The organism is Acinetobacter sp. RUH 2624, from assembly GCF_000162375.2.
GTDB classification, from domain to species: domain Bacteria; phylum Pseudomonadota; class Gammaproteobacteria; order Pseudomonadales; family Moraxellaceae; genus Acinetobacter; species Acinetobacter nosocomialis.
Genome location: NZ_KI391939.1, coordinates 2,193,670 through 2,206,427, shown reverse-complemented (window position 1 = coordinate 2,206,427; position 12,758 = coordinate 2,193,670). Strand labels below are relative to the sequence as shown.

Below are 12,758 nucleotides of genomic sequence, written 5' to 3'. Positions count from 1 at the left end.
TTTTTTTATGCCTGAAATTCAGCTTTTACATATTTCATAACGATAGGATCAATACACCATGCAGAGTCATACCCATATTCAGAACAGTTTAAATCATCCACCCTTATTGCCTTATGTACCTCAGCTTAATCCAAACCAAAACCCACCAACTCAACAGGTCGAGGTAGGCACTCGAAGCAAACGTCATTCATCCAATCCAGCTCAAAATAAACAGCCACGTAAAAGCAGAACACCTGTTGCTAAACGCTTAGCTAACACCAAGCAACTCAATTACCAGCAATGGCTTGAAGTCAGAAAGCAAGGGATTGGCAGCAGTGATGCTGCAACAGCCTGTGGACTCAATCCCTATATGTCTATGCTCGAACTCTGGATGATCAAGACAGGACGTATGCAACAAAATATTGAAGATGAAAGCGCAGGCTATGCACCACTTTATTGGGGTAAACAGCTCGAACCATTGGTGGCTGAATACTACAGCATGCATACCAACCATAAAGTCCGTCGAGTTAATGCCGTGCTACAACATCCTGATGAAGATAAACACTTTATGTTGGCGAATTTGGATTATGCCGTGGTCGGTAGCGATGAAGTGCAGATTCTAGAGTGTAAAACCGTAGGAGAATATGGTGCAAAGCTTTGGCGGGATGGCGTACCACTGTATGTACTGTGCCAAGTACAGCACCAATTGGCGGTGACAGGCAAACAAGCGGCACATATTTGTGCGCTGATCTGTGGACATGAAACCAAAATCTTTAAAGTGACTCGTAATGAAACGGTGATCCAGCACATCATCAATGCGGAACGCCACTTCTGGCAATGTGTTGAATCAGGTATTCCACCGAGTGTCGATGCTTCTGATTCCGCAGCCAAAGCATTGCAACAACTTTATCCAGAGCAGATCCCTTTAACCGTAGAAGACCTTAGCCAAAATGAACAAGCGAATTACTTATTTAATCAATTACTTGAGGAGCGGCACAAAGTTGAACAACACCAACAGTATTTTGATGAGTTGAAACATCAACTACAAATGCTGATGAAAGATGCAGAACGAGCTGTGTTTACAGGTGGTTCAGTGACATGGAAGAAATCACAAGACTCAATCAGCTTGGACAGTAAAGCTTTATTGAAACAATACCCTGAATATCTACAGCAGTTCCCACAAACCAAAGTAGGTACACGGCGTTTTCAGATTTATCCGAATGGTGGATAACTCATTCTTTATCCACATTTATTACCTAACACAACCAACCCAAAACCATCCGATCCCATACCCCAACAGGTGTGGGATTTTTTTATGTCCAATTTTTATTTATACATCTATATAGAGGACATCACCATGATTAAAGGTTTAGCAATTACACCACCCGTACTGGGTCGTATCAGTATCGGCAAGATTGTCGAAAAGAATGGTAAACGTGTCCCTGAAAAAGATGATCAATTTACCATTACCAGCCAAATCCAAGGAAAAGATGGGTGGATTAAGCATCCACTGGATGAACAACTACGAGCTAAAGCACCCAATCAAAAACTTAGGAGCATTCCAGTCCGTATGATCTTTAACGATCCTGAGTTAAACCTACGGGCAGAGTACAGTCTGTTTGATCGACAAACTGGACGCTTAATCTGTTCAGGCAATGGTGAAACTTGTCAAAGGCTTGGGCAAAACGGCATAGAACAATACCTATGTCCATCGCCTGATTTATGTCCGTTGGCACAAGGTGGACTGTGCAAACCCTACGGCAGACTGTATGTGAATTTAGATGAGTCGGACGAGTTGGGCACATTCATCTTTAGAACCACAGGTTTTAATAGTATCCGAACCTTAGCCGCACGGCTTCGTTATTACCATGCTGCATCGAGTGACTTACTTTCATGTCTACCATTGCAACTGACCTTAAGAGGTAAGAGCACGACACAAAGCTATCGTACTCCGATTTATTACGTGGATTTAACTTTACGTGATGGGATTCATTTGCAGGAAGCGATTATCAATGCCAAGCAGATCAATGAACAAAGCAAGGCAGCAGGGTTTTATCAGGAGGCATTAGATAATGTAGCACGACAAGGTTATGGAAATGCCAGCTTTGAGATAGATGGAGTAGAGGGCTTGGATATTGTTGAGGAGTTTTATAGCGAGGAAGGGCAACAACCCAGTACTGAAACCGAGTCATTGCATCAGGACATAGTGTCATTACAGAACGGATTGGCGAAAAGTGTGAGGGTGGTGAATTGAGTGTATAAGAGAATCCAGTTTTTAGGATTCTCTTTTTTGCTTGTTAGTCAATTTTTTTTGTGTAATATTATTTAATAAATCAAATAATTGTATAAAAGATAATGAGATCAGAGGCAGATACTAGAGCGAACTATATAGATCCTGCACTTGTGAAGGCATCTTGGCAAGCAGGAAACATTATTCGTGAGCATTATTTTACAGATGGTCGTAAATTAACAGGCGGTACTCGTGGCAAGCGTTGTTTTGTCGATTATCTTTTGTATAAAGATAATCGTTATTTAGCCATTATTGAAGCAAAAAAAGAATCAGAACATCCAACTAAGGGATTACAGCAAGCTATTGAGTATGCGAAAAAGCTTAATGTGAGATTTGTTTATTCAAGTAATGGTAAGCAAACTTATGAGTTGGACTTAGAAACAGGACGGGGTGATTACATAAATCAGTACCCAACTCCTTTTGAGTTAAGCCGACGTTATGATGATGTTTCATCCGATATTGGTCAAGAGTTAAGGCGTATCCCTTTTTTATTGGAAGGAGCGATGCAACCTCGTTATTATCAAGAACTAGCAGTAAATGCTGCTACTGATGCAATAGGCCAAGGTAAATCTCGAATTTTACTTACTCTAGCTACAGGTACTGGTAAGACTTTTATTGCTTTCCAAATAGTGCATAAGTTATTTCAAGCTCGATGGAACAGCAATAATCTAGGTTTACGACGACCTCGCATTCTTTTTTTAGCAGATCGAAACATTCTAGCTGACCAGGCCATTAATACCTTTAATCCATATGAAAAGGACTTGATCAAAATTAATGGAGATGAGGTTCGTAAGCGTAATGGTGTGGTTCCAACAAATGCACATATTTTTTTCGCAATCTATCAGGCGATTGCTGAAAGGGAAAATATTGATGGGTACTACAAAGCTTATCCTAAGAATTTCTTTGATTTAGTGATGATTGATGAATGTCATCGCGGTGCTGCTAATGAAGCAGGTTCTTGGCGAGCCATTCTTGATCATTTTAATAGTGCCGTCCATTTGGGATTAACGGCTACTCCAAAACGCACAGACAATATAGATACATATGAATATTTTGGTAAACCTGCTTATGTTTATTCATTGAAAGAAGGTATTAATGATGGTTTCTTAACACCATATCGTGTTAAACGCGTTAGAACTAATTTAGATGAGCTAGTCTTAACTAATGATGATGTAATCATTGAAGGTGAGGCTGGTCAGGATCTATATCAGGTAGCAGATTATGACCGTAAGATCATCGTTGATGAACGTACGGAGTTAGTTGCGAAAACCATTTTAGATAATATCAACCCGCTTGAAAAAACTATAGTCTTCTGTGAAAACCAAAATCATGCATTGACTATGCGTGACATGATTAACAAGTATAAAGCCATACGAGACCCACATTACTGTGTACGGGTGACCAGTGATGAAGGCAAAATTGGGCGTGAACTACTAGAAAAATTCCAAGATAACGACAAAGACATTCCAACCATTATCACTTCATCTCAAATGCTAACAACAGGAGTTGATGCTCGGAATGTTCGCAATGTTGTGCTTGATAGAACTGTTGGTTCAATGGTGGAATTTAAACAAATTGTCGGTCGTGGTACACGCGTTTTTGATGGAAAGGACTACTTTACTATTATTGATTTTCGGGGAGCAACGAATAAGTTCTATGATGAGGACTGGGATGGTGAACCTGAAACACCACGACCTAAAGATAGTAGTGGTGAAATAACACCAGAACCATATGTTTCAGAACAGCCAGGAGGAAATGAGGGAGGGGGAACTGGATCAGATGAGCCTAAACCTCGTTTAAAAGTTAAGCTAGGAAAACATCGGGAACTGAAGGTAATCGATGTGGAAATCCGTTATATCGATGAAAATGGCAAACCACTAACCATTCAGGAGTTTGTTGAAAAATTAATCCAACAACTACCCGGATTATTCAAAAGTGTTGATGAACTCAGAGACATTTGGTCTGACCCAGACTCGCGAGAACAGTTGTTGGTCAAACTGGTACAGGTTGGTTTTGATAAAGAACAGCTATCAACTTTACGTCGTCTGTTTGATGCTAATGAGTGCGATATATTCGATTTATTGGCATTTTTAGCATTTGAACAACCTATGGCTACCCGAAAGTCTAGAGCAGATGCTGTACGGATGAGTAGTACTTTCTTTGATAAATATGAACAAGACAAGGCTAAGCAATTCCTACATTTTGTTTTAAACCGCTATGAACAAACTGGTGCTACAGAATTGGCGCGTGAACGTTTACCAGTCCTGATTGAGTTGTCTGGTCTTGGCACTATAAAAGATGCTTCTATGGTTTTTGGTGGTAAACCTGCCTATCTCTTGACAGCTTTTAAACAATTACAACATCAGCTTTATCACGTGAATTGAAATGCAACTAACATTATCTCCTAACCAGCTACACGACCAACCGCAAACTCTATATATCAATAAAGTGGCAACCTTAATTGGCGAGAACGGCAGTGGAAAATCCAGTATTTTACAATCGGTATTTGAAGAGAGGTTAAATAAACGCGCACATCGACATTTAAATGTGGTGTGCTTTTCTTCAGGTCAGAATGAAAATTACTCTGAAAAATTTGGTATTTACCTAAAACGTGAACGCCAAGCAGGTAGAGGATTGGGTTTGGAGTGTCTATATTTTGATAAATCTTGGTCTAAGTTGCTAATTTTCCTTGCAACAGCAACTAAGCGTACAGGTAAAGTTCGTTCATTCTTACGTGAGCGAGACTATATCAATGAGTCTACACCTGAAGGGGATGACCAATCTACTCGCTTAAAATGTGCATTCAAAATAGATAAGAACTATGTCAGTCGGATACAAGATGCATTGAAGCGAGAAGAAAATGGCGAAGTTAATACGCTTAGAAATACACCTTATTTCCGTTCGCTAGACAGTTTTATTAGCACTTTTCACTCTAGAGATTATGAGTTCGAACAACCGCTACGCAAAAGAAACATTGAAATACCAGCAAACCGCTTAATAGAAGTTTCATTTGACTATCCAAGACAACCACAAGCTGGTGAAGAGGATGTAGAAGCTGGTGAAGTAAATGCTCAGGCGCAAAATATAACGTTTGATCCTGAAGTAAGTTTTTTTACCCAAGCGGCAGACAATAATTACTTCATTGATAAACAAGGCTGTAAGCTTATTTTTAAAGGTGGTATAGAGCTTGATCAGCTAAGTGATGGTGAATATCAACTGTTATTTCTTTATGCATTGATTGACCTTTTTGATGCACCAAATACTTTATTCCTGTTTGATGAAGCAGATTCACATTTACATTACAAAAACGTAGAAAAGCTATGGTCGTTATTACACAGCATTCAAGGTTACGCTATTACTACTACACATTTGCTGGACTCAATTTCAGCTAAAGAAAACCGTATTGAAAACCTGAAAGTTGTCGAGCATGGTCGTATCAATGAAGAGAATAAAATCAAACAATTGATCAGCCGCCTTAGTGTGCTATCCCGTGCCAAATCGGTTGAATTTGAAGTATGTGGAAAATTACCAAATATTGCTTTATTAGATGATTATAACGATTGGATTATCTTCACCAAACTTGTAGGACGTGCTGGCTTGGATGTAAGCAGGCTATCTCCTGTGCACGCTATGAAGAAATCATCTAGTTATGCAACGGCAAGTGAGACCTTTGGTAAGGGGAAAATAGATTGGCTACATGGCCTGAGTAAGATCGAATCTCCAATTGTCACCACGAAGATTTTCCTGATTTGCGATAGAGATGAAGCAGCTCTAGAGTGGAATGTAAATGATGGTGTACAAGTTAATGGTCAAACTTATCATAATTTATTGAAAGCAATTTCATGGCCGCGTGGCACTAATGTATTGCCTTATTTGTTGGCTTGGAAACGCCGTGAAATCAAAAATTATTTGCTTTCGCATACGGCACTATCGCATTACGGTGTCCTTGATCAAATCAACAATGGTGATATTGCTCAACGCAATCATTTGCAACCTAACAATCCTGCTGATAACAATGATATACAACGTTTAAATGCAAAAGATGTCATTAATCCGTTAATCAATACTGAAGATTTAGGTTTAGATCCTGATAAACTACAAGCTTATATAGATCTGATTCCTCGTGAAGAAATAAGCGAAGATATTACCAACATGTATAATTTTATTATTGGAAAACTTTAAATCATGTCATTGCAACAGAAAATTGACCGTATTACCGACATTTTGCGCCGTGATGATGGTATTAGCGGCGCTATGCACTATACAGAGCAAACTTCGTGGGTGCTGTTTTTAAAGTTTTTAGATGATTATGAGTCAGAAAAAGAAGATGAGTCAGTACTGTCAGGCAAAGACTATCAACCAGTACTAGATGAAGAACACCGTTGGTCAAATTGGGCTTGTCCTAAAAATGAAGAAGGTAAACTAGATATTAATAAAGCCCGTACAGGGGATGATCTTACTGATTATGTTAATGAAAAGTTGTTTCCTTATTTGAAAGGTTTTGCCAATACAGCTGTTACTGGCAATGATAAACAATCATTTGCTTATAAGATTGGCGCTATTTTCCAGTATTTAGATAATAAGGTAGCTTCAGGTCATACTTTGCGTGAAGTATTAGATATTGTCGATAGCTTAAATTTTCAATCGGAATCTGACTTATTTGAACTTTCTTTGGTTTATGAAGGTTTGCTACAGAATATGGGCGATGCTGGTGGTTATGCTGGTGAGTTTTATACTCCGCGACCAGTCGTACGTGCGATGGTGCAGGCGATTGACCCTAAACCGGGTGAGACTATTTACGATGCGGCTGCAGGCTCTTGTGGATTTTTAGTTGAAGCATTTGAACATCTTAGAGATAAAAAAAACCAATTATCCACTGAACAATGGGATTTCATTCAGCGTGATACCCTTTTCGGCTATGAGAAAACCTCATTAGCCTATGTCATGGGTATGATGAACATGATTTTGCATGGCATTGAGTCACCCAACTTGTTTCGTGGTAATACCTTGACCCAGAATATCCGCGATATTCAGGAAAAAGACCGTTACGACATTATTCTGGCTAACCCGCCATTTGGTGGTAAAGAAAAGTCGCAAATTCAGCAAAACTTTCCTATCCAGAGTAACGCGACTGAATTACTGTTTTTACAGCATTTTATGAAAACGCTAAAAAGTGGCGGTAAAGCAGCTATTGTGGTGCCAGAAGGCGTACTGTTCCAAACCAATAGCGCATTTAAGCAAGTTAAACAAGAGTTGCTTGAAAATTTTAACTTACATACTATTTTAAGCTTGCCTGCAGGGGTGTTTTTGCCGTACTCGGGCGTTAAAACCAACGTACTATTTTTTGAGCGCAGCGGCGGCACCAGCGATGTGTGGTACTACGAATGTGAGCCCGAGCAAAAGCTCACCAAAAACAAACCGATTACCGATGAGCACCTAAAAGAGTTTGTTGAGCTGTATAAAAGCCGCGAAACGACCGAACGTTCCTGGACAGTTTTCGCCAGCAAGCTAGTAGAAGATTATGACCTATCAGCCAAAAATCCAGCTAAGCAGAAAGATGCTGAGCATTTAGTTCCTAGCGATATTCTTAAACAGATCCGCATCAAAGAAAAACTGGTATCTGGCCTATTGGATGAAATTGAAGACCTGTTGGCGGAGAAATAAGCATGGAACAGGTTTTATATAAACTGCCGGATGGATGGGATTGGAAAACGTTAGGTGATGTTTGCTTTAAAGTGACTGATGGTAGCCATAATCCCCCAAAAGAAGTTGAAGTCGGGTTACCTATGCTCAGCTCTCGAAATGTGATGGACAACGGACTTGTTTGGGATAATTTTAGGTTAATACCTGAAGATGCTTTTGAAAGTGAGCATAAGAGAACTCGTGTTTCTGAGGGCGATGTTCTTCTTACAATTGTGGGTACAATTGGCAGAAGCTGTGTTGTCAGGAATTTAGACAGACTTTTTACGCTGCAACGTAGCGTTGCGGTTTTATCTTCTGAAGAATTGATACCAGAATTTCTCAGCTATCAATTCAGAGCCCCATTTATCCAAGAGCATTTTATTAGCAATGCAAAAGGTTCAGCTCAAAAGGGTATATACCTTAAACAGCTAAAAGCTACGTACCTAGTCTGTCCGCCAATCGAAGAACAAAACCGGATTGTCGAAAAACTCGATGCGCTGTTCACCCGTATCGACATCGCCATCGAGCATTTACAGAGTAAGCTCGATCTATCCAAACAACTCTTTGACAGCGTATTAGATGAATTTTTTAAGCTGCCAGATTGTGATTCTGTGCCACTAACGCAAGTGGTTGAGTTTATCGGTGGATCTCAGCCGCCAAAATCACAATTTTCTGATGTTCAGAAAGAAGGCTATGTTCGGCTGATTCAGATTCGTGATTATAAGAGTGATAACCATATTGTTTATGTCGATAGCGCATCAACGAAGAAATTCTGTACGAAAGACGATGTAATGATTGGTCGCTATGGTCCACCAGTGTTTCAGATACTGAGAGGACTTGATGGCGCTTACAACGTTGCTTTGATGAAAGCCGTACCTAATGAGGATCTTCTGATGAAGGACTATCTATTTTGGTTCCTTCAGTCACCGTCAATACAGAACTATGTTATTGGCATTTCTCAACGGGCTGCTGGTCAGTCTGGGGTAAATAAAAAAGCGTTAGAAAAATATCTAATCCCTGTTCCAAGTAAAGCTATTCAGAATGATATTGTTGATAAAGTGGGGCAATTAGTAAGTAAAAGCCGCCATTTGGAAGCTGAAGTGACAGCAGAAATTGCGTTCTTGAGCCAACTAAAAGCATCAATTCTTGATTCTGCCTTTAAAGGTGAGCTTTAAGGAAGAAATATGAGTGGTGGTCAAACCAAAAATGCTGCATTAACAACTGCCTTAGCCTTTCATTACCAAGTGCTGATTGGCTTGGACAAGTGCTTTGCACTCGAAGAAGGGCAATCAGTTTGGTTTGAAAAAGATGGTGATGTTAGCTTGATGTCACCAGATACCTTGGCTTCGACTCAAACAGAAGTTAAAGATTATGCTGATCGGCTTACTGACCACCACGAAAATCTATGGAAGACACTCAAGAACTGGTTAGCTCCAGAATTTAACCAAGCCCAATATGGTATCTTGGTTTTGCACACCACTCAGGCTTTTGGTACAACCACGCGGTTAAAGGACTGGAACATACAAACTGCTGAGCAACGTTTGGCTGTGCTACAGGCTATATTTTCCGAACGCACCGATGAGCAACTTAATGCTAAAAAACCTTCTGATATCATTAAATTGCAGATAGCTGTAATGGCTTGTGATGAGGCTTTGCTTAAAAGTGTGCTTGGAAAAGTTACCTTGTTTACTGAGGCTGATAACGCACAAGAATTAGAAAAGCAGATTCTGGCTAAACCAGTTGGTATACCGAGGAATAACTTAAACAGTTATCTTCATGGCTTAGTTGGATTTGTATATGCTCAAGCAACGCAACAATCATGGAGCATTAGCCAGAAGGCTTTTGCTGCGAAGTGCGAAGAGTTAACGACACTTCTTTGTAAAAAAGAATTCACATTTCCCTTCTTTTTAGGATGTGAAGCATCTGAGCTTGAAGTTGAATTACATCAAGATCGACCATTCGTGCAAAAAATTGCTGAAATTGAGCATCATGAGATGATACCTGAAGCTGTAGGTAATTGGCTTGAGTTGCAAAACTCTTTGATGGAAGAGCTTGATGGGTCCATACTTTATAAAGATAAAACAATTGCCTATCAGAACCAATTAGTTAAAAAATATAAATTTGCTCATTCGAGTGCAAAACTTGAGATAATTGATCCAATAAAAAGCTCGAAGCTACTTTATAACAAAATCATGGGTGAACATCCATTGAATATGGGCAACGATACGCCGCCTATCGAATATAAAAATGGTTTAATACACGATGCCATGGATGATGAGGAACGAAATTTGAAATGGAAACTTGAACCGTGAGTAGTATTGTCGAAGCTATGTATGAGATAAAGTACAATCCATTTGAATATGGACCTTACTTAGCATCTTTTTATTGTGCCGTAGATAAGTCCGAGAATAATATTTTATTAGCCCAGTTAGTCATTCCACTGTGTAGCCATCCTTTTTTTAATCAAAAGTTATTTAACTCAAATAAGCGAAGCACTATTTGGTCGGTCTTTAACGACCGCTCCCAAATCTACGATCTACAGGATCGAATTGACAGTTTTCAAACTTTAACGGAGCAGTGTATTCAGTATTGTTTAGTCAATGATTGGTTATCGGTTAATGAACAACAACTATCCTTAGCGAAATGTGATGAGGTTAGATCAACTTTTCTCACTCAAAAAAGTGCAGAAAAGTTAGGGAGATTATTCAGTGGACACTCTATCGTAGAGATTTATGCATTTTTAGGGGTAAAACCACGATGAGAACACTCATTCATGAAATTGGTGTTATTGATAAACAAGGATTTAAGCATCCTGTTAATTTTAAAACAGGGCTTAACATTGTGACGGGTAAGTCCTCAACAGGTAAGAGTGCCTTAATTGAAATCTTTGATTATTGCTTTGGAAGTGGGGAAAACACGATTCCTAAAGGTGTTATTACAACAAGCGCGTCAATTTATTATGTAGCGCTTAGGGTTAGCGAACAAGATATGGTGCTTGCGCGTGATCCTGATATTCCTACAAAAGCATTTTTTCGTCGTGTTGAGATTTTCAACACTACAGAAATTGACAGTGACTACTTTAATGTTAGCTATTTTCGTCCATTGGGTGAGTTTAAAAAGCACTTAAGAGACTTTTTCTTAGATATCGATGATGTTGATGAGTCATTGGTAGCAAAAGCCTATAGAGGTAATCGGAAAGCACCTACACCATCTATTCGTAGCTTTTCATCATTTATGCTCCAACATCAAAATCTTGTTGCCAATAAGCATGCACTATTTTATCGATTCGATGAGAAAGAAAAACGAGATCAGACTATTGAGCATACAAAGATATTTCTAGGGCTTGTCGATCAAAAATTCTTTCATCTATCACAAGAAAAAGAGCGATTAAGTACAGAGGTTAGAAGTTTAGAGCGTCAGAAAGAGACTAATAAGCGTACTTCTGAAAATTATAAACAAAAAGTTGGTCCGGTTTTAAGCCAACTGTATGCTTTGATGGGATTTAAAAGTGAACCATTAGCACTTGATAAGGTACTTCGCCATCCGCAAAGTGCCAAAGATCAACTTGATGAAATCATAGTTACTGAAAAAATAGATCATAATTCCGATGCTATGACACAACGCTATGAACAGTTGAAACTGGCACGTAATCAAAAAACTGCTGAGTTACGAAAGTTGCAACGCCAAGCTTCATCCATTCATAAGCATATTCAAGAAGAAGAAAGATTTGTTGTTAATATAAAACAGTTTAACTTACCTGAGCATGTTCATATTTCCACATCAGTATGCCCATTTTGCCATACTGAAAAAGACAGCTTGAGACAAAGTGCGGAAAAATTAAAGCAGGCGATTACTAAAGTATCGGGTAATCTTGCTCAAGCTCGCCCAATGAAAGCAAAATTTGAATCGTCATTAGTTGAAGTACAGCGTAACATTGAGGGTGTAAGTAATACATTGACAGAGTTAAACCAACAAATAACAGAAATTGAGAATACAGATGAACAGCTTGCGAAACAAAAGAGTCTATATGAAAGTGTTTTGATGCAAAAAGTTAAGCTTTTTGTACTTCTCGATACCCTTAATATGGCTGATGATATTGAGCTTGAAAAAGCAATTAAAGAGTTAAAAAAACAACTTAAAACGATTACTGATGCACTTAATGATTACGATGTACAAAAAGGTTTAGCAGAAGCATCGAACAAGGTAAACGAATACATGGCTGAAATAGGCAGTCATTTTGAGTTCGAAGCCAGTTATAAACCAATTAATCTCCAGTTCTCATTTGAAACATTTGATCTTTATCATTTAACCCCTGATGGCGAAAAAATCTATCTAAGATCAATGGGAAGTGGTGCAAACTGGCTTTACTGCCACGTAACCTTATTTTTAGCCATGCATAAGTATTTTGCTGAGTTAGGTGACAAATGTGCCATTCCCTCGGTATTGTTTTTGGATCAGCCGACCCAAGTGTATTTTCCAAATTTTAACCGTGACAACTCCGCAACTTTTGAAGAGCAAAAAACGCAAGAAGCAGAGCAGCGTATATCACTTAATATTAGCCAAAATATTGATGAAGATATTAAGGCCGTTGAAAACTTATTCAGTCAGCTATCAACATATTGTAATGAGCTCGAATTGAATAACGGATTTTGTCCACAAATTATTGTGACGGATCATGCAGATAACCTCACTTTAGACAATCGAGTTGAGTTTGAATCTTTAGTAAATGGAAATAGATGGCGTACTCGGGGGCTTATTCATTCCTTGCAACAAGAAGCCTAGTTTCTCAAAACTACTCTAAGTAAAA

At 38.9% G+C, this 12,758-nt stretch carries 9 protein-coding genes; all 9 read left to right on the top strand.

Annotated elements, in window-relative coordinates; translation table 11 throughout:
• Positions 1–58: 58 nt before the first annotated feature.
• The 9 genes from HMPREF0014_RS16965 to HMPREF0014_RS16925 all read left to right on the top strand — a co-directional run bounded on the left by HMPREF0014_RS16965 (position 59) and on the right by HMPREF0014_RS16925 (position 12,733).
• Positions 59–1,210, top strand: a complete 1,152-nt coding sequence (locus HMPREF0014_RS16965; protein WP_020992262.1) for a lambda-exonuclease family protein — start codon at positions 59–61, stop codon at positions 1,208–1,210.
• A gap of 126 nt (positions 1,211–1,336) precedes the next feature.
• On the top strand, positions 1,337–2,233 hold the full coding sequence (locus HMPREF0014_RS16960) for a hypothetical protein (protein ID WP_020992261.1): 897 nt from the start codon (positions 1,337–1,339) through the stop codon (positions 2,231–2,233).
• Between the two features lie 101 nt (positions 2,234–2,334).
• Entirely contained in the window at positions 2,335–4,653 is a 2,319-nt protein-coding gene (locus HMPREF0014_RS16955) for a DEAD/DEAH box helicase family protein (RefSeq protein WP_006580525.1), read from the top strand.
• A 1-nt stretch (position 4,654) separates the two neighbouring features.
• Positions 4,655–6,451 carry an AAA family ATPase gene (locus HMPREF0014_RS16950; RefSeq protein ID WP_006580526.1) on the top strand — a complete coding sequence of 599 codons (1,797 nt, stop codon included), beginning with the start codon at positions 4,655–4,657 and terminating at the stop codon, positions 6,449–6,451.
• Positions 6,452–6,454: 3 nt separating this feature from the next.
• The gene (locus HMPREF0014_RS16945; protein WP_006580527.1) at positions 6,455–7,933 is read left to right on the top strand and encodes an N-6 DNA methylase; all 1,479 of its coding nucleotides are present in this window, start codon (positions 6,455–6,457) and stop codon (positions 7,931–7,933) included.
• Positions 7,934–7,935: 2 nt separating this feature from the next.
• Entirely contained in the window at positions 7,936–9,126 is a 1,191-nt protein-coding gene (locus tag HMPREF0014_RS16940; protein ID WP_006580528.1) for a restriction endonuclease subunit S, read from the top strand.
• A gap of 9 nt (positions 9,127–9,135) precedes the next feature.
• Complete coding sequence (locus HMPREF0014_RS16935) at positions 9,136–10,263, top strand: hypothetical protein (protein ID WP_006580529.1); 1,128 nt, start codon at positions 9,136–9,138, stop codon at positions 10,261–10,263.
• Positions 10,260–10,712, top strand: a complete 453-nt coding sequence (locus tag HMPREF0014_RS16930) for a three component ABC system middle component (protein WP_006580530.1) — start codon at positions 10,260–10,262, stop codon at positions 10,710–10,712. Before HMPREF0014_RS16935 ends, HMPREF0014_RS16930 begins: the two co-directional genes overlap by 4 nt.
• Positions 10,709–12,733, top strand: a complete 2,025-nt coding sequence (locus HMPREF0014_RS16925) for a DUF3732 domain-containing protein (RefSeq protein ID WP_006580531.1) — start codon at positions 10,709–10,711, stop codon at positions 12,731–12,733. Before HMPREF0014_RS16930 ends, HMPREF0014_RS16925 begins: the two co-directional genes overlap by 4 nt.
• The last annotated feature ends 25 nt before the right edge of the window (positions 12,734–12,758 follow it).